Genomic DNA, 16,386 nt, shown 5'->3' with positions numbered 1-16,386 from the left:
CGCGCGCTCAGGGCAGCCGGGCGGCGATGTCGTCGATCATCCATGGCCCCTCGGTCTCGATGGTCTTCACGTCGTGCCAACCGACCAGCTCGGAAATGGCGCCGCCCTGCACCGCGAACACCTTGCCGGTGAGCGAGCACTTGTCGCCGGCCAGGTAGGCCACCAGTGGCGAGATATTGGCGGGGCTGAAGGCGTCGAAACCGCCGTCGTCGACGGCTTCGGCCTCGGCCGCCATGATCTCGCCCATACCCGGCGTGGCCAGGGTGAGGCGGGTGCGCGCGATCGGTGCGATCGCGTTGACGCGCACGCCGTAGCGCGCCAACTCGTCAGCGGCGACCAGGGTCAGCGCGGCGATCCCCGCCTTGGCCGCACCGTAGTTGGCCTGGCCCGCGTTCGGCACGGTGGTGCCGGAGGCCGAGGCCGTGTTGATCACCGCGGCGTTCGGCTGCCTGCCCGCCTTGGATTGTTCCTTCCAGTACGCGGCGGCATGGTGCAGCACTGCGGCATGGCCCTTGAGGTGCACGGCGATCACCGCGTCCCACTGCGCCTCGTTCATGCCCGCGAGGAAGGCGTCACGCAGGATGCCCGCGTTGTTGACCACGATGTCGAGCCGGTGGAACTTCGAAATAGCGTGTGCGACAAGGTTCTTCGCACCTTCCCAGGTGGCGACGTCGACGGTGTCGGCGACCGCCCTCCCGCCCGCGGCGACGATCTCGTTCACGACATCCTGTGCGGGTCCGCTGTCGGTCCCCTCACCCGCATTGCTGCCGCCGCGGTCGTTGACGACCACGGCGGCGCCTTCCTTCGCGAACAGCAGTGCGTGTTCGCGGCCGATGCCGCGGCCTGCACCGGTGATAACGGCGACCCGTCCGGCCAGTGCACCCATATGTTGTCTCCTTCATCCGGCGATGGGGTGTGTGAATACTGCGGCGCTCCGGCGGACACCGAAATGCCGCCGAAATCAGTCGGCGATCTCCGCCAGTCCGTCGCTGAGGACGACGTCCGCGCCGCGCACGGTCTCGAACGCGTAGGTGGTCACGCCGTCGGCCGATCCGACCTTCCAGATGCGGGTCTCCAGATCGTCTCCAGGAAAGACCAGCTTCGCGAATCGCACCGCGAATCGCTTCAGCCGACGCACCTCCGAGCCCCCCACCTCGCTGAGCACCGCCCAGGACGCGAAGGCCATGGTGCACAGCCCGTGCGCGATGATGCCGGGCAGCCCGGCGTCCTTGGCCACCTGCTCGTCCAGGTGCAGCGGCACCGGATCGCCGGACGCCGATGCGTAGCGGAAGGTCTGATTGTCGTCGACGTGCTGCGGCACGACCGCGATCGGCTCCTGCGCGCACAGCCGCTCGTCGAACTTGTGTGTGGGAGCAGCCTCCCCGACAGTCTTTCCCGCGTCGATATTGCGGAAGAAGGCGGTCAGATACTGCTCGTTGACTAATTCGCCTGTCTCGCCGCGGCATTCGATGAGAATGGTGATGGCCGTCCCGTTGGAGCGGCTGGTGTATCCGATCGCCTTGGCGCGTGACACCAGCCGATCGCCGGGCAGGATCGCCCGATGGCAGTGGAAGTCCTGTTCCCCATGCACGACCCGGCCGAAGATGTCCATCGGCGCGACGTCGATCACGGGCATCATCATGGCCTCGAAGACGGGGACGATGGCGAAGACCGGCGGGGCCACCGCCCCCGCCGAGTGCGCGACGATCGGATCGTTGGTCGCGGCGGCGTATTCCGCGATGCGCGCGCCGGTGACCTCGAAACGCTCTTCGTCACACCAGGTTTCCAGGCCCGCGTCGTCGAACTCGACAACGCGGGCAGCCGTGGTCTCGGTGCTCATACCGCGGCAAGCGCGTCGAGCTGCTCGAGCGACCGATCGAGCTGTTTGGTGCCATCCTTCTCGACCGCCTTACCCAGCGCGCCCTTGATCAGCGCCCCCTCGAAATCGCCGGACACCGAGATCGTGCTCCCGTTGCCCTTGGGCTGGATGTCGAAGGTGAATTCGGTCTTCACCCCGGCCATACCCGTGCCGCCGAGGGTGAGTTTGTTCGGCGCGGCGACCGAAACGATGGTCCACTCCAGTTTGTTCGCCATACCGAGCATCACGATCTTGGCGATCAGCTTGTCGCCCTCACTCAGCACGGCAGGCGGCTCCTCCATGAAGCGCTCGTGGATGGTAAACCACTTGTCCCAGGTCTGTGGGTCGGAGACGACCGCCCACAGCGCCTCGGGAGCGGCGTTGACATCCTTGGTGGCTTCGATGTGTCCCATATCTTCTACTCCTCGTCGGGTGCGGCGATAGCCGCATTCAGCGGTCGGCGCGCTGGTAGGCGGTGACGACCGCGGCGCCGCCGAGGCCGATGTTGTGCTGGAGCGCGGCGGTGATGTTGTCCACCTGCCGCTTGTCCGCGGTGCCGCGCAACTGCCAGGTCAGTTCGGAGCACTGCGCCAGACCGGTGGCGCCGAGTGGGTGACCCTTGGAAATCAGGCCGCCGGAGGGGTTCACGACCCACTTGCCGCCGTAGGTGGTCAGGTTGTCGTCTATCAGCTTCCCTGCCTCGCCCGCGCCGCACAGGCCCAGAGCTTCGTACAACAGCAGTTCGTTGGCCGAGAAGCAGTCGTGCAGCTCGATGACCTGGAAGTCCTCGGGGCCGAGCCCGGCCTGCTGATAGACCTTCCGCGCGGCCCGGACGTTCATGTCGTAGCCGATGAGGTTCTTGGCGGTGCCGTCGAAGGTGGAGGCGAAGTCGGTGGTCATCGCCTGGCCGACGATCTCCACCGCCTGCGCGGCGAGATCGTGCTTGTTCACGAAGTCCGCACTCGCCAGGATCACCGCGCCGGACCCGTCGGAGGTTGGCGAGCACTGCAGCTTGGTGAGTGGGTCGTAGATCATCCGCGACCCGAGGATGTCGTCGAGCGTGTACTCGTCCTGGAACTGGGAGTACGGGTTGTGCACCGAGTGCCTGTGGTTCTTGTAGCCGATCTTCGCGAAGTGCTCCGCGGTGGTGCCGTACTGCTTCATGTGCTCGCGGCCCGCGGCGCCGAACATCCACGGTGCCACTGGGAACAGCACTTCGGAGATCTCGGCGAGCGCCATGACGTGCTTGGCCATCGGCTGCTCGCGATCGTCCCAGGTGGAGCCGAGCGAGCCGGGCTGCATCTTCTCGAAGCCCAGCGCCAGCGTGCAGTCGGCCAGCCCACCCCGGATCGCCTGCGCCGCGAGGTAGAGCGCGGTCGAGCCGGTGGAGCAGTTGTTGTTCACGTTGATCACCGGGATGCCGGTGAGGCCGAGTTCGTAGACGGCGCGTTGTCCCGAGGTGGACTCGCCGTAGACGTAGCCGACGTAGGCCTGCTCCACCAGGTCGTAGGCGACGCCGGCGTCCGCGAGCGCCTTGGTCCCCGATTCCTTGGCCATGTGTGGGTAATCCCAGTTGCTGCCGTCGTCGTTCACGCGGCGGCCCGGCTTCTCGAATTTCGTCATGCCGACGCCGACGACGTAGACCCTTTTCGACATCGAACTCCTCAGATAGTGCGCGCTCCGCGGCCCGCACGGCGGATGGTCATAGGCCGATCCGGCCCGATCCAGCTGAAACAAACATACAAATATGTATGTAAGTGCGCAAGGGTGTCGCGCCGAGCGCGCCCAATAGCCAGGGGTTCACAGACTTTTGTGAGTAGCCATGCCGCGCGACAGTTCGGGAACAAGGTCCATATGGCGAGTCGGACATCCCGAAGTCTCGATCCGGGCGTACCGACTATTCGGCGGCGGCGATCTCGCGGAGGTGAGCGCAGGCACGATGCCAGCGGCGGTGGGCACGTTCGACATCCGGGTCGATGAAGTTCGAGATCAGGATGCCGCGCAGCGCGTCCATCGCGGTGTAGATGAAGTCGCGCGCCTCCTTGCGGCGTACATCGTCCGGCACGAAGCGGGCGACCGCCATCAGGACCGCGTTGTTGACGAACGGCTCGACCTTCTGCATCGCCGCGGCGAGCACCGGATCGGTCCGCCCGGCCACCCACAGCTCGACGGTCGCGATGAACAGCGGGCCCTGGTGCAGCTCCCACAGGAAGTCCAGCGCCGCCGGGACCGGATCCGCGCCGTCCTCGACCCGGGACATCTCTCGCATCGCGGTCTCGGCGCGCAGTTGCGCCAAATGGCTGATCGCGGCGACCACCAGATCGGTCTTCGAGCCGAAGTGGTGCACCTGAGCCCCGCGGGTCACTCCCGCCCACTCGGCCACCCGGGGAGTGGTTGTGCCCGCGTATCCGTACTCGACCAGGCAATCCACCGTCGCGTCCAGCAGCCGAGTGCGCATCTCGGTGCTGCGCTGCTCCTGCGTACGCCGCTGCTGCTTCACCGGTACACCCTGACCATCCGCCAATCCTACACTTACATACAGCTCTGTATGTTCTGCCGAGCGGATGGCAAGGGGACCTCTCCTCCGATGCCCCAACCAGGTGCCGCACACGCTGGGATCAGAAGTGCGTGGTGTGGCGGCGGGCGATCCAGGTGGTGAGGCGGAAGAGGAGGATGCCGAGCACAGCGAGACCCGCGCCGACAATGGCGGGGGCGGAATAGCCGAGGCCCGCGGCGATGACGACACCACCTAGCCAGGCACCGACGGCGTTGGCGGTGTTCAGAGCGGCGTGGTTCAGGGCGGCGGCGAGTGTTTGGGCGTCGGCGGCGACGTCCATCAGGCGGGTCTGCAGGCCAGGCGACAACATGGCTCCCGAGGCGCCGACCAGGAATGCTCCGACAGCCGCGGCATACGGGTTGTGCGCGGCGGCGACGAAACCGGCGAGGATGACCGCCATGGCGATCATGGCCGCGTAGATCGTACGGTCGACGCCGCGGTCGGCCAGCACGCCACCGACGATGTTGCCGACCACCATGCCGACGCCGAACAGCATCAGCACCACGGGCACCAGCCCGGCCCGCATTCCCGCGACCTCGGTGAGCGTGGTCGCGATGTAGGTGTAGACGGCGAACATGCCGCCGAAGCCGACGGCACCGACCAGCAGGGTCAACAGCACCTGCGGGCGACGCAGCGCGCCGAGTTCGGTCATCGGGTTGGTCGCTGTGATGCCGGTGAGTTCCGGGACGAAACGGATCAGGGCCGCGACGGTGGCGACGCCGATCATCGCGACCACCACGAACGCGTCGCGCCAGCCGAGATGCTGGCCGAGCCAGGTGGCGGCGGGAACGCCGACGACATTGGCGGCGCTCAACCCCAGCATAACTGCGGCAATCGCCTTGGCGCGCTGCCCCACCGGGGCGAGCGTGGCGGCGGCGAGCGAGGCGACACCGAAGTAGGCGCCGTGCGGCAACCCGGAGACGAACCGCGCGAGCACCAGCGTCTGGAACGAGGGCGCCAGCACTGTAGCCACGTTACCGAGGGTGAACGCGACCATCAGCGCGACGAGCAATCGCTTGCGCGGAACTCGCGCGCACAGTGCGGCGATCACCGGAGCGCCGACAACCACACCGAGCGCGTAGGCCGACACCGCGTGGCCCGCGATCGGTTCGGAGATTCGCATGGCGGAAGCGATGTCTGGCAGCAAACCCATAGTGACGAATTCGGTTGTGCCGATCCCGAATCCGCCGAGCGCCAGCGCCAGCATGGCGGGAATGTGCCAAGTAGTCCGCTCGGCCTTGTCGGGAGGTACGAGCGTACGAATAGCTACTGGGGTCACACGGTCGTGCAACCGCTCGGCAGGCGAATCCGCTTCCTGGAGCAGACGTGAGTTCGACCACCGTGCCATCGAGAAATCATGTAGGCCCGCTCCGGAAGCCACAAAGGGACGAACCTCCCGCACGTGACAAGGACGGCGCCACAGCTGCTGCCCCGACAGCAGTAGACGGTGGCTCCCGCGAGCGCAGGCCCCACGACGGACCCGCGGGAGAATGCCGAGAACCGCGAGGGAGACGCCCACGGTGACGGGGTAGTGCAGCCGAAGCCCGCGGCGATCACAAGGCCGCCGACGCACGCGCCTGCGTGTTTCGCTGCCAGACAAGAGAATTCGCTAATAGGCGAGAGACTGATGCGTGGAGCGCTTCAGTCCGCCGCCGATCCGACCCGGGGCTTCCTACCCGCACCGGAACCGGCCGGCGAGCGCCGCTGGAAAGTGCGGCGGTATTCCGCCGGAGTAACCCCGATGACGCCGGAGAAGTGGCGGCGCAGGTTGGTGGCGGTGCCGAGGCCGGACATGCGGCTGATTCGTTCGATGCCGTAATCGGTCGATTCCAGCAGGGATTGGGCGTGCGCGAGGCGCTGGCCGAGCAGCCACTGCATCGGGGTAACGCCGGTGGACTGCTGCAGGCGGCGGTGGAAGGTGCGTTGGCTCATATTGGCCTTGGCGGCGAGGGTCTCGACGGTGAGCGGCTCGTCGAGGTGCGCGATGGCCCATTGCAGCACAGGGCCGAGATCGTCCTCCGTGCGCGCCGGAATGGTCAGGTCGACGAACTGCGCCTGCCCTCCGGAGCGGTGCGGCGGGATCACCATGCGCCGGGCCAGCCCATTGGCGACAACCGCACCGAGATCCCGCCGGACCAGGTGCAGACAGAGGTCGAGCGCGGCGGTCATGCCCGCGCTGGTGAGGATGTCGTCATCGTCGACATAGAGCACCGAGCCGTCGACCTCGATACTCGGGTAGCGCTTGGCCAGCAGGGGCGCGTGTTCCCAGTGCGCGGTGACCCGGCGCCCGTGCAAGATCCCGGCGGCGGCGAGGGCGAACGTGCCGTCACACAGGGCGACTATGCGCGCGCCGCGGCGATGCGCTTCGACAAGGGCGTCGAGCAGTTCCCGCGGCAATTCACGTTCGGCGGTGACGCAGTCCTGCGCGACCGAAGGGACGATGACCGTGTCGGCCTCCAGCAGTTCCGCCAGCCCGTACTCCGGCCGCAGGAACGCGCCGAAGCCCATCGGCTGCGCGTCCGTCGCCGACGTCACCGAGCAAACGCGAAAGTCGTACCACGGGTCGGCCAGATCGGGCTGCGGCGTGCCGAAGATCGAGGCCACCACGCCCAGCTCGTAGAGATCCCAGGGATGCAGGGCGCCGGGAGCGAGTGCCATCGCGACGGTTCGACCAGTCATACCACCAGCATGGCAGGAAGCGTTCGATTATGGGCAGTTCTGCCACTCACTCCACGCCGCCCGGAGCACCGAGACTGGTCTCCGGGCGCCCCGCACACTCGAACTCACGAACCGACGGAGGAACCAATGAACGACAACCGGACTCCGGTGACCGTCCTCGGCCTGGGGCGCATCGGCGCGACGATCGCCGAGATCTTCCTACGCAACGGCCACCCGACCACCGTGTGGAACCGGTCCGCCGACAAGGGAACCCGGCTCGCGGAGCTGGGCGCGCGAAGGGCGCCGACACCCGCCGAGGCGATCGCCGCGGGCAGGCTGGTCGTGGTCGCGGTGGCCGACACCGGCGGGGCCGCCGCCCTGCTCGGCTCGACACCGGGTGGACTGGACGGGCGCACCATCCTGAACGTTGCCACCGGACGCCCGGACGAGGCGCGCGCACTGGGCGTCGCGCTCAGCGGCCGCGGCGGCTACTTCCTGGACGGCGGCATCCTGGGGGTGCCGCAGACCCTCGGCACGCCCGACACCCTGCTGGTGTACAGCGGCTCCCCCATCGCGCAGGCCGAGCACGCCGACACCATCGTCGAACTCGGGAACGCGAAGTACCTCGGTGCGGACGCCGGCCTGGCAGGACTGCACGACATGGCGGTGCTCGCGGGCATGTACGGCATGTTCGGCGGCTTCTTCCAGGCCGTCGCGATGGTGGGCAGCGAGAATTTCACTGCGGGCGAATTCACCGACAGCTTCCTTGTCCCATGGTTCCGCGCACTGCTGGACATGCTGCCGGTACTCGCCGCGGAAGTCGACTCCGGGAAGTTCCCGGTCAACTACTCCGACCTGGCGGTCAACCAGGCGGGCCTGGCCAATATCCGAACAGTCAGCCGCACCCAGGGCGTGCCTACGGATCTGCTCGACCCGCTGCAGCGACTGTTCGACGCGGAAGTCGAACGCGGCAACGGTTCGGCGAGTTTCACCCGTGCCGTCGCCGGCCTGATCGGCAGCGGTGCGGCGAGCCGGAACTGACCCGGGAAACGGTCCGGGCACCCGTTCCACCACAGGGTCGGGTGCCCGATTCCGTTCAGCGCGGCGCTGGGTACCTACCCAGCGCCGGAGTCGGCCGTGCGTTATGTCTCGGCACGCAGCTCGCCGCCGAGACTCCAGGTCGGCTCAGCGCAGCGCGTGAGCCAGGTTGGCGTCCAGCGCGCCGAGGAACTCCTCGGTGCTCAGGTAGCCCTGGTCCCCGCCGACGAGCAGCGCGAGGTCCTTGGTCATCTGCCCGCCCTCGACGGTCTTGATGACGACGTCCTCCAGGGTCTGCGCGAAGCCGATGACCTCAGGAGTGTTGTCCAGCTTGCCGCGGTGCTCGAGGCCGCGGGTCCAGGCGAAGATCGACGCGATCGGGTTGGTCGAGGTCGGCTTGCCCTGCTGATGCTGGCGGTAGTGCCGGGTGACGGTGCCGTGCGCGGCCTCGGCCTCGCAGGTGCGGCCATCCGGGGTCAGCAGCACGGAGGTCATCAGGCCGAGCGAACCGAAGCCCTGCGCGACGGTGTCGGACTGCACGTCGCCGTCATAGTTCTTGCAGGCCCAGACGTAACCACCCTCCCATTTCATGGACGAGGCGACCATGTCGTCGATCAGGCGGTGTTCGTAGGTGAGGCCCGCCGCGTCGTACTGGGTCTTGAACTCGGCGTCGAAGACGTCCTGGAAGGTGTCCTTGAACATGCCGTCGTAGGCCTTCAGGATGGTGTTCTTCGTGGAGAGGTACACCGGATAGTTCTGCTGCAGGCCGTAGTTGAACGACGCCCGCGCGAAGTCCTCGATGGACTTCTTGAAGTTGTACATGCCGAGCACGACACCGCCGTCCTCGGGCATCTTCACGACCTCGTGCTGAATCGGCTCGCTGCCGTCGTCAGGAGTGAAGGTCACGGTGACCGTGCCCGCCTGATACACCTTGAAGTCGGTGGCGCGGTACTGGTCGCCGAAGGCGTGCCTGCCGATGATGATCGGCTTGGTCCAGCCCGGCACCAGCCGCGGAACGTTGGAAATGATGATCGGGGCACGGAAGATGGTCCCGCCAAGAATGTTGCGGATGGTGCCGTTCGGCGACCGCCACATCTTCTTCAGGCCGAATTCCTTGACGCGCGCCTCGTCCGGTGTGATGGTGGCGCACTTCACGCCGACGCCGTGCTTCTTGATGGCCTCAGCGGCGTCGATCGTGACCTGGTCATCCGTCTTGTCCCGGTACTCGATGCCCAGGTCGTAATACTCCAGGTTCACATCGAGATACGGGTGGATCAGCTTGTCCTTGATGAACTGCCAGATGATCCGGGTCATCTCGTCGCCGTCGAGTTCGACGACGGTGCCTTCAACCTTGATCTTGGACATGGATCTTCGTGTCCTCCTAGGATGGTGCCCTTATTGCACGGCCAGGCGAACACGCTTGTGAGCGGACCCCAGCTGTTCCAACAGACAACGTATATGTCCCGCGTTGTCCGCGAGACTTCTGGTGCAAACAAGACAAGCGTACTGCTTCCGAAGATCTCACCGCGCGGGTAGCCCCCGGGGTGAGCCGGGCCACGAGTTACCGGTTGGTAGGGCGGCATCTTCGCGGCGCGCAACGACCGTTGCCGTCGGCAACCCCTCGATACCGCGACGCACAGGAAAACGACGAGGTCCGCGCATCGCCGGTGCGATACGCGGACCTCGTGCGACCGAATCAGACGGCGACCGGAACCCGGGCGTCCGAGGCGCCTGCAGCGCCTTGTTCGGAGCCTTCGATCAGGCTCTCGGGCCGATCCCGGATCATGAGGGCGATGACCGGGATAGCCGCGAGGAAGAACCCGGCGCCGACATAGAAGGCCACGTCGTAGCTGTGGATCGCGGCACGCGCGGCCAAGTTGTCGATGGCTGGATTGTTCGCCGCGAAGGTCTTGGCGACCTGCACCGAGATGGTGGTCAGCAACGCTGTGCCGACCGCGCCGCCGACCTGCTGCGCCGCGTTCAGCAGCGCGGAGGCCACACCCGAGTCCTCTTCCTCCACTTGATGCAGGGCAACGGTCTGCATGCCGACGAACAGCGGACCCATGCCCAGCGCGATCAACACCTGCGCGGGCAGCACACCCGCGAGGTAACTGTCGCCGAAGCCCAGTTGCGCGAGCAGCACCAGGCCGATGACCCCGAGCACGGCGCCGCCCACCATCAGCGGACGCGGCCCGAGCTTGGGCAGCAACGCACTGGTGACGCCCGCGGAGATCGCGATGCCCGCCGGGAAGGGCAGGAACGCGAAGCCTGCCTTCAGCGCGGAGTAGCCGAGCGTGATCTGGAAGTAGTAGCTCAGGAACAGGAACATCGCGAACATGGCGATCGGGATGAGCAGCGCGGCAAGGAACGCGCCACCCCGGTTGATCTCCCCAGGAATGTGCAGCGGCAACAGCGGGTTCGACGAGCGCCGTTCGATCGCGACGAAGGCGATGAGCAAGCCCAGCCCCACGATGAGCAGCGCGAGGGTGCTGCCCGCCAGCCAGCCGTCGTCGGCGGCGCGGCTGAAGCCGTACACAATGGCGATCAGGCCCGTCGTCACGGTGAGGGCGCCCGGCACGTCGTAACCTCCGCTGCGCGGCGTCGGCACGTCCTTCACCACCCAGGCCAGCGCGCCGAGCAACGCGAGCAACGCGACCGGCGTGTTGACCAGCAGGCACCAGCGCCAGGAGGCGTACTCGGTGAGTGCGCCGCCCGCGATCAATCCGAGCGCCGCGCCGCCGGCGGAGACGCCGGCGAACAGGCCGAAGGCCTTGGCGCGCTCACCGGGTTCGGTGAAGGTCACCGACAGCAGCGAGAGCGCGGCCGGCGCGAGCAGTGCGGCGAACGCACCCTGGAGCGCACGCCCGGCAAACATCTCGGCGCCATTCTGCGCGAGACCGGCCAGAGCGGAGGCCCCTGCGAAGCCGACCAGCCCGATGAGGAAGATCCGGCGCCGCCCCAGGTAATCGGCCAGCCGACCGCCCAGCAGCAGCAGGCCGCCGAAGATCAGCGTGTAGGCCGTGAGCATCCATTGCCGGTTGCCGTCACTGATATCGAGATCGCGCTGGGCGAACGGCAGCGAGATGGTCACGATCGTGGCGTCCAGAACCACCATGAGCTGGGCTAATGCGATCACCCCCAGCGCAAGCCAGCGCGCCGAACTGCCCTGTCTTTCCGGAACGTCTACCGCTTTCGCAGTCTCGGTCACCGTCATCTCCTCGTTGGTCGAAGTAGTGGAGCCATCCTGTCATTTAGCGACATTTGTCGTCAAGAGAAAAATGTCGCAATCCGACATTTGGCCGTTCTAGACATGAAACTGTCAGATCGCGATACGATGTGCACATGCTCGAGTCATCAGCGCCGATCGGCGCGAGCGCAGCGGCGGACACCTCCGCGAGCCCACCAGCGAACCCGGGGCAGCCCGGCCTGCGCGAACGCAAGAAGCAGCAGACCAGGCTGCGCATCATCGAGGCCGGCCTCGACCTGTGTGACACCCAGGGCTTCGACGCGACAACGGTCGAGCAGATCGCCAACGCCGCCGATGTCTCGCCGCGAACGATCAACCGCTACTTCGACAGCAAAGAGGACATCGTCCTCGGCCCGGTGAAGGACTTCGGGCTCGCCGTCGCCGAGACTCTGCGCGACCTTCCGGTCGCAGGCAACGAACTCGAGTCGCTGCGCGAGGCGTTCTTGCACGTGGTGGGCCAGGCTGCCGACGAAGGCAACACGGGACCGATCTCGTTCCGGCAGTTCCAGCAGATGCAGCGGATTCTGCGCAGCAACCCGTCGGTCAGCGCGCGCAGCCTCGAACAGGCCGACGACAAGACCGCCGCGATCGCGGCCGTGGTGGCCGAGCGGCTCGGCACCGAACCCGACTCACCCGCGGTGCGCCTGATCGTCGGAACCTGGCAGCTGATCGGCCACGTCGGCATGGAGTGCTCAGGCGAGGCGTTCGTTCAGGACGACCTTGCGACCGCGGCCGCGGCCGCGGCAGGACGCGCCGCGTTCATCGCCACCTTCGACGAGTTCGTACGCACCTGCTGCGTCGCGCGAACCAGCGATGGCCAGTGAGTTCGCCGGAAGATTTCTAAGGCTGACCGCCTGCCAGCTATGATGCCGAAAAGGTCATGAGTGCCAGCGCCAAGCCCCGGCTCGCTGGCCGGCAACCCTCCAGCTGCGGCGGGGTGCTCCGGGTGATGACCTGGCTCCCGAAAGTCGGGAGCAAGCGCGCACAGGAGGTCGCCGAAATGTGTTGTTGTTCACACATACCGGGATAACCCTTCAGTACCGGCGAACACCTGCTTTGGAGCAAAACCATGAGTGATTTCACCGCGCCCGCGACCGGAAACTACCTGGCGCAGGTGCCGTTCGGCACTGAGCAGATCCAGCTCGGACAGGTTCGTTCCGGCATGACGAGCGCTCGCCCGCACACGCAGCGACTGGTCCCGAATGGCACGGTCGCCGCGTTCGCGCCGCGCGGCGGCGTCGGCGCGGGCAAGAAGTTCGTCGACGGATCGGCCCCGCAGAGCCTTGTGGCTAACATCGGGGATGTGCGTTCTCTCGTGATGGACCCCGCGTCGAGGACGCATTCTCACCTGGCACCCGACGAGAGATCGGCCTCCGGAGCTATCCACCGCCTGGTCCGCCCGACAGTTGGTATCCGAGATTCCGACACCGACCCTCGCGCCGGTTTCGCGGCGGCTGCGGCGTGACCGTGCGTATCGAACCGAATATCGCCTGTTCGTCCGGCGTGGTACAGCCGCCTCCAGACGGGCGGCTCGGCATCATCGCCATCGGGGATGCGCTCCTGGAGAGCGGCGCGGTCGTGCCGGACGTCCACTTGGCGGTGCAGCGCTGGGGTGAGCTCTCCCCCGCGCTGGACAATGTCGTGCTTGTCGAACACGCGCTGACCGGCGACTCGCACGTCGTCGGCAGGGCCGATGACATCCACCCGCTGCCGGGCTGGTGGGACGGGATGGTCGGTCCCGGCGCGCCGCTGGACACCGACGAATGGTGCGTGATCGCGACGAACGTGCTCGGCGGCTGCATGGGCAGCACTGGCCCGTCCACCCGCGATCCGGACGGAAAGCCTTGGGGCGCACGGTTTCCGGAGATCTCCATCCGAGACCAGGTAACCGCGGAGGCGGCATTGATGGACCTGCTCGGCATCCGGCGGCTCGCCGCCGTCGTCGGCGGGTCGATGGGCGGCATGCGGGTGCTGGAGTGGATGGTCGGCGCGCCGGAACGGGTCGCCTCCGCGCTGGTGCTCGCGGTCGGCGCGCGCGCCACCGCCGACCAGATCGGCACTCAGACCACGCAGATCGCGGCGATCAAAGCCGACCCCGACTGGCAGGGTGGCGACTATCACGACACCGGCCGCGCCCCGATGGCCGGCATGGGCATCGCCCGGCGCATCGCGCACCTGACCTACCGCACCGAGTCCGAGCTCGACCACCGGTTCCAGAACAAGCCCCAGGGCGACGAGGATCCGTTGCGCGGCGGCCGCTATGCGGTGCAGAGCTACCTGGACCACCAGGCCGAGAAGCTGTGCAAGCGCTTCGATCCCGCCACGTACGTGCTGCTGACCGAGGCGATGAACCGCCACGACGTCGGGCGCGAGCGCGGCGGTGTCGCGGCGGCGCTCGCGTCCACGCCGGTGCCCTGCGTGGTCGGTGGCGTCGATTCCGATCGGCTCTACCCGCTCTGGACCCAGCAGGAGCTGGCTGATCTGCTACCCGGCTGCGACGGGCTGGAGGTCGTGCACTCGCGCGACGGGCACGACGGTTTCCTCACCGAGGCGGCCGCGGTCTCGAAGCTGCTGACCGAGACCATGCGGTTGGCGCGGATCGGCCTGCGGTCCGGACGCTGAGCCGCGAACCTCCGGGCGGGGCTTGTACGCCTGAATGTCAGCCGCCACCGACACGAAACATCGTGCGCTAGCCGACACCCATCGTGTTGATCGTGACCGCGAGGAACACGATGCTCGAGCCGAGCAGGGTGAGCGCACCCACGTCGAACGGCTTGCTGCGCACCGCGAGCAGACCGACCCGCGCCGTCGGCAGGCACAGGCGGAACGCCGCGGCCAGCAGCGTCGCACCGCCGAAGAACAACGCCCCACGTCGCCACCGGTCGGAGGCGACGAACACCACGGCCACCACAATCACCACTGTGACGACGACCATCGGCAGATGGCAGCGCAGGAACTGCGCACCCAGGCTGCGGCTGCCGGACCGGTGTTCGGCGGTGGGCATGTCAGCGTCGGTCACGCCTCCGATTCTTGCAGACGCACCCACCCCGCTCCGCTGACAGGCATCAGGAACAACGCCACATCCTTCGCCATCCCGAACGGACAGATACACATGCGTTGTGCATGCGCCTAGGAATGCCCCACCGGGAATCACGACTATGCGTCGACGACGAACGTCATCACCGCCGACGTGACCGGCCAGCCCAGCACGGGCAGCTGCGGCTGAGCCGCACACACTATTCCGAGCGGTGCTCGGCAGCTACCACGGCCCGGCGGCAGCTCGAGCCTGCCGCCGGGGCCTCGACTCAGCTGCACCGGCACCTGATTAACTGGCCCTGTGTTCCATCTGATGTTCCATGAGCCGTGCATCCCGCCGAATACCGGGAACGCGATTCGATTGGTCGCGGGGACCGGGTGCCATCTTCATCTGATCGAGCCGCTGGGGTTCGATCTGTCCGAGCCGAAGTTGCGGCGGGCCGGGTTGGATTACCACGATCTGGCGTCGGTGACGGTGCACTCCGATTTGGCGGCGGCGTGGGAAGCGCTGCGCCCGAAGCGGGTTTATGCGTTCACCACGCAGGCCACCACCAGGTTCACCGACGTGACGTACCGCGAGAACGACGTGCTGCTGTTCGGGACCGAACCCACCGGCCTGCCCGAGGCGGTGCTCACCGATCCGCGCGTCACCGATCTGCTGCGCATCCCGATGCTGCCGGGACGCCGCTCGATGAACCTCTCGAACGCGGCGGCGGTGACGGTGTACGAGGCGTGGCGCCAGCTGGGGTTCCCCGGCGGAGTCTAGACGACGGATGGAAAGCATTGTCCGTCAACGACACCGCGGATCAGACGTTGATCTCGAACCGTTTGAAACGCGACGCGGCGCCCGCCGCCAGCCGGACCGCGGACTTGGGCACCCCGTAGTGCTCGGCGATCAGCTCGATCGCGGCCTTGTTGGCCTTGCCTTCGACAGCGGGAGCCCGCACGTACAGTTGCAGGCTCCCGTCGTCGAAGGTTTCCACCAGCGGACCCTTACGACTGTTCGGCTTGATCGTCGCCCTTACTACCGTCGTCACCCTTGTCTCCTGCGCTGGTATCCGCGCCTCGCGAGGGTTCGGCGCTGGTCGAAGGCTCCACGGGAGCCGGTGCCGATTCTCCCCCTCCACGCACGGCTTTCCTACGCCGCGGCACCAGCCGGGCGATGCCCCACACCAGGGCGGCGATCACCAACAGGAAGCCGAGCCACGGTATGGCCTTGCCGGTGAACACGACCGCGTCCTCGAGCCAGTTCACCAGCGAGTTCCAGCCGGAGACGATGCCGTCCCAGAAGTTGTCGGCGTCGTCGTCGGATTTCTTGTCTCCGGTGGTGATATCGATGGTCAGCGTGGACAGGGCGACCTGATCGTCGAGATGCCGCTTCTGCGCCGTGAGGCTGTCGAGCTCACCCTGTCGGCTGGTCATCGCCTGCTCCGCATTGAGCAGGTCGGCGGTGTTGGTGGCGCCCGCGATAAGCGCGCGCAGCCGGTCGACCGAAGCCTGTAGCGCCTTGATCCTGGCGTCCAGGTCCTCCCACTGCATGGTGACGTCGTCCCGATTGGTGCTGACCCGGGTAACGCGCCCGACGCCGCCGAGGGCATCGATGAACGTGTCGGTCTTGTCGGCGGGTACCCGGACGGTGAGCGTGGCGCTCGGCTCGTCGTCGGTGCCGGGCTGCTCGGTGCGGCTGTCGATCCGGCCGCCTACCTCGCGCACCCGATCGGCGATCGTGCCCGCCGCGGCGACGGGCGCGTCAGCAGTGATCTCGACACTGCCGGTGACGACCTCCTTGCGCACGGAAACCGTTTCTCCGCGGGAGTTGTCGTCCCGCTTCGGCGGCGCTTTTTCCCGTAGCCCGGGAGGAACCATCGCGGGAGCCGGCCCGGTGGCCAGCGTCGACGATCGGCCAGGCACAGACTTCTCGTCGTCATCACCGCACCCGGCGAGCACAGTCAAACCCAGCACAGCGACGCAGAGCACAGCAAGCTTCCTCAT

At 67.1% G+C, this 16,386-nt stretch carries 17 protein-coding genes and 1 riboswitch; of the genes, 5 read left to right on the top strand and 12 right to left on the bottom strand.

Going from position 1 to position 16,386, the window contains the following annotated elements; genetic code table 11:
* Positions 1 to 7 precede the first annotated feature (7 nt).
* From OH799_RS29415 to OH799_RS29385, 7 genes are all read right to left on the bottom strand, one after another.
* On the bottom strand, positions 8 to 886 hold the full coding sequence (locus OH799_RS29415; protein WP_406270700.1) for an SDR family oxidoreductase: 879 nt from the start codon (positions 884 to 886) through the stop codon (positions 8 to 10).
* A 75-nt stretch (positions 887 to 961) separates the two neighbouring features.
* The gene (locus tag OH799_RS29410; RefSeq protein ID WP_406270697.1) at positions 962 to 1,840 is read right to left on the bottom strand and encodes a MaoC/PaaZ C-terminal domain-containing protein; all 879 of its coding nucleotides are present in this window, start codon (positions 1,838 to 1,840) and stop codon (positions 962 to 964) included.
* Positions 1,837 to 2,271 (bottom strand): SRPBCC family protein, encoded by a 435-nt coding sequence (locus tag OH799_RS29405; RefSeq protein WP_406270695.1) that lies wholly within the window; start codon positions 2,269 to 2,271, stop codon positions 1,837 to 1,839. The genes OH799_RS29410 and OH799_RS29405 overlap by 4 nt, the downstream gene beginning before the upstream one ends.
* A 37-nt stretch (positions 2,272 to 2,308) precedes the next feature.
* Positions 2,309 to 3,514, bottom strand: coding sequence for a lipid-transfer protein (locus tag OH799_RS29400; RefSeq protein WP_406270692.1), 1,206 nt, complete (start codon positions 3,512 to 3,514; stop codon positions 2,309 to 2,311).
* A 241-nt stretch (positions 3,515 to 3,755) separates the two neighbouring features.
* Positions 3,756 to 4,316 (bottom strand): TetR/AcrR family transcriptional regulator, encoded by a 561-nt coding sequence (locus OH799_RS29395; RefSeq protein ID WP_406282710.1) that lies wholly within the window; start codon positions 4,314 to 4,316, stop codon positions 3,756 to 3,758.
* A 160-nt stretch (positions 4,317 to 4,476) separates the two neighbouring features.
* Positions 4,477 to 5,622 carry an MFS transporter gene (locus OH799_RS29390; RefSeq protein WP_406282707.1) on the bottom strand — a complete coding sequence of 382 codons (1,146 nt, stop codon included), beginning with the start codon at positions 5,620 to 5,622 and terminating at the stop codon, positions 4,477 to 4,479.
* A gap of 434 nt (positions 5,623 to 6,056) precedes the next feature.
* Entirely contained in the window at positions 6,057 to 7,094 is a 1,038-nt protein-coding gene (locus tag OH799_RS29385; protein ID WP_406270690.1) for a GlxA family transcriptional regulator, read from the bottom strand.
* 126 nt (positions 7,095 to 7,220) lie between these two features.
* On the opposite strand from OH799_RS29385, the gene OH799_RS29380 reads away from it, so the two are divergent.
* Positions 7,221 to 8,114: an NAD(P)-dependent oxidoreductase gene (locus OH799_RS29380; RefSeq protein WP_406270687.1), complete on the top strand. Its 894-nt coding sequence runs from the start codon at positions 7,221 to 7,223 to the stop codon at positions 8,112 to 8,114.
* Between the two features lie 144 nt (positions 8,115 to 8,258).
* Here OH799_RS29380 and OH799_RS29375 read toward each other — a convergent pair whose 3' ends face one another.
* Both OH799_RS29375 and OH799_RS29370 read right to left on the bottom strand, forming a co-directional pair.
* Entirely contained in the window at positions 8,259 to 9,476 is a 1,218-nt protein-coding gene (locus OH799_RS29375; RefSeq protein ID WP_357266020.1) for an NADP-dependent isocitrate dehydrogenase, read from the bottom strand.
* A gap of 331 nt (positions 9,477 to 9,807) precedes the next feature.
* On the bottom strand, positions 9,808 to 11,325 hold the full coding sequence (locus OH799_RS29370; protein ID WP_406270683.1) for an MFS transporter: 1,518 nt from the start codon (positions 11,323 to 11,325) through the stop codon (positions 9,808 to 9,810).
* A 128-nt stretch (positions 11,326 to 11,453) separates the two neighbouring features.
* Here OH799_RS29370 and OH799_RS29365 point away from each other — a divergent pair, with 128 nt between their 5' ends.
* The 3 genes from OH799_RS29365 to OH799_RS29355 all read left to right on the top strand — a co-directional run bounded on the left by OH799_RS29365 (position 11,454) and on the right by OH799_RS29355 (position 13,980).
* On the top strand, positions 11,454 to 12,182 hold the full coding sequence (locus OH799_RS29365; protein ID WP_406270680.1) for a TetR/AcrR family transcriptional regulator: 729 nt from the start codon (positions 11,454 to 11,456) through the stop codon (positions 12,180 to 12,182).
* A 52-nt stretch (positions 12,183 to 12,234) separates the two neighbouring features.
* Positions 12,235 to 12,345, top strand: a riboswitch (SAM riboswitch).
* Positions 12,346 to 12,427: 82 nt separating this feature from the next.
* On the top strand, positions 12,428 to 12,823 hold the full coding sequence (locus tag OH799_RS29360; RefSeq protein WP_406270678.1) for a PLP-dependent transferase: 396 nt from the start codon (positions 12,428 to 12,430) through the stop codon (positions 12,821 to 12,823).
* The gene (locus OH799_RS29355; RefSeq protein ID WP_406270675.1) at positions 12,820 to 13,980 is read left to right on the top strand and encodes a homoserine O-acetyltransferase; all 1,161 of its coding nucleotides are present in this window, start codon (positions 12,820 to 12,822) and stop codon (positions 13,978 to 13,980) included. The genes OH799_RS29360 and OH799_RS29355 overlap by 4 nt, the downstream gene beginning before the upstream one ends.
* A gap of 67 nt (positions 13,981 to 14,047) precedes the next feature.
* Here OH799_RS29355 and OH799_RS29350 read toward each other — a convergent pair whose 3' ends face one another.
* Positions 14,048 to 14,362: a DUF3017 domain-containing protein gene (locus OH799_RS29350; protein ID WP_357266131.1), complete on the bottom strand. Its 315-nt coding sequence runs from the start codon at positions 14,360 to 14,362 to the stop codon at positions 14,048 to 14,050.
* Between the two features lie 333 nt (positions 14,363 to 14,695).
* On the opposite strand from OH799_RS29350, the gene OH799_RS29345 reads away from it, so the two are divergent.
* Positions 14,696 to 15,160: a tRNA (cytidine(34)-2'-O)-methyltransferase gene (locus tag OH799_RS29345; protein WP_406270672.1), complete on the top strand. Its 465-nt coding sequence runs from the start codon at positions 14,696 to 14,698 to the stop codon at positions 15,158 to 15,160.
* A 40-nt stretch (positions 15,161 to 15,200) separates the two neighbouring features.
* Here OH799_RS29345 and OH799_RS29340 read toward each other — a convergent pair whose 3' ends face one another.
* Positions 15,201 to 15,431, bottom strand: coding sequence for a DUF167 domain-containing protein (locus OH799_RS29340; RefSeq protein ID WP_357266032.1), 231 nt, complete (start codon positions 15,429 to 15,431; stop codon positions 15,201 to 15,203).
* Positions 15,388 to 16,386 (bottom strand): DUF4349 domain-containing protein, encoded by a 999-nt coding sequence (locus OH799_RS29335; protein ID WP_406270669.1) that lies wholly within the window; start codon positions 16,384 to 16,386, stop codon positions 15,388 to 15,390. Before OH799_RS29335 ends, OH799_RS29340 begins: the two co-directional genes overlap by 44 nt.

Source organism: Nocardia sp. NBC_00881, assembly GCF_045207455.1.
Classification (GTDB): domain Bacteria; phylum Actinomycetota; class Actinomycetes; order Mycobacteriales; family Mycobacteriaceae; genus Nocardia.
This window is presented reverse-complemented; position numbering and strand designations above follow the sequence as displayed.

Bases quoted from the DNA above. Each gene is read 5' to 3' on its own strand.
- OH799_RS29415 (WP_406270700.1), bottom strand. From the start codon at position 886: ATGGGTGCACTGGCCGGACGGGTCGCCGTTATCACCGGTGCAGGCCGC.
- OH799_RS29410 (WP_406270697.1), bottom strand. From the start codon at position 1,840: ATGAGCACCGAGACCACGGCTGCCCGCGTTGTCGAGTTCGACGACGCG.
- OH799_RS29405 (WP_406270695.1), bottom strand. From the start codon at position 2,271: ATGGGACACATCGAAGCCACCAAGGATGTCAACGCCGCTCCCGAGGCG.
- OH799_RS29400 (WP_406270692.1), bottom strand. From the start codon at position 3,514: ATGTCGAAAAGGGTCTACGTCGTCGGCGTCGGCATGACGAAATTCGAG.
- OH799_RS29395 (WP_406282710.1), bottom strand. From the start codon at position 4,316: ATGCGCACTCGGCTGCTGGACGCGACGGTGGATTGCCTGGTCGAGTAC.
- OH799_RS29390 (WP_406282707.1), bottom strand. From the start codon at position 5,622: ATGCTGGCGCTGGCGCTCGGCGGATTCGGGATCGGCACAACCGAATTC.
- OH799_RS29385 (WP_406270690.1), bottom strand. From the start codon at position 7,094: ATGACTGGTCGAACCGTCGCGATGGCACTCGCTCCCGGCGCCCTGCAT.
- OH799_RS29380 (WP_406270687.1), top strand. From the start codon at position 7,221: ATGAACGACAACCGGACTCCGGTGACCGTCCTCGGCCTGGGGCGCATC.
- OH799_RS29375 (WP_357266020.1), bottom strand. From the start codon at position 9,476: ATGTCCAAGATCAAGGTTGAAGGCACCGTCGTCGAACTCGACGGCGAC.
- OH799_RS29370 (WP_406270683.1), bottom strand. From the start codon at position 11,325: ATGACGGTGACCGAGACTGCGAAAGCGGTAGACGTTCCGGAAAGACAG.
- OH799_RS29365 (WP_406270680.1), top strand. From the start codon at position 11,454: ATGCTCGAGTCATCAGCGCCGATCGGCGCGAGCGCAGCGGCGGACACC.
- OH799_RS29360 (WP_406270678.1), top strand. From the start codon at position 12,428: ATGAGTGATTTCACCGCGCCCGCGACCGGAAACTACCTGGCGCAGGTG.
- OH799_RS29350 (WP_357266131.1), bottom strand. From the start codon at position 14,362: ATGCCCACCGCCGAACACCGGTCCGGCAGCCGCAGCCTGGGTGCGCAG.
- OH799_RS29335 (WP_406270669.1), bottom strand. From the start codon at position 16,386: ATGAGGAAGCTTGCTGTGCTCTGCGTCGCTGTGCTGGGTTTGACTGTG.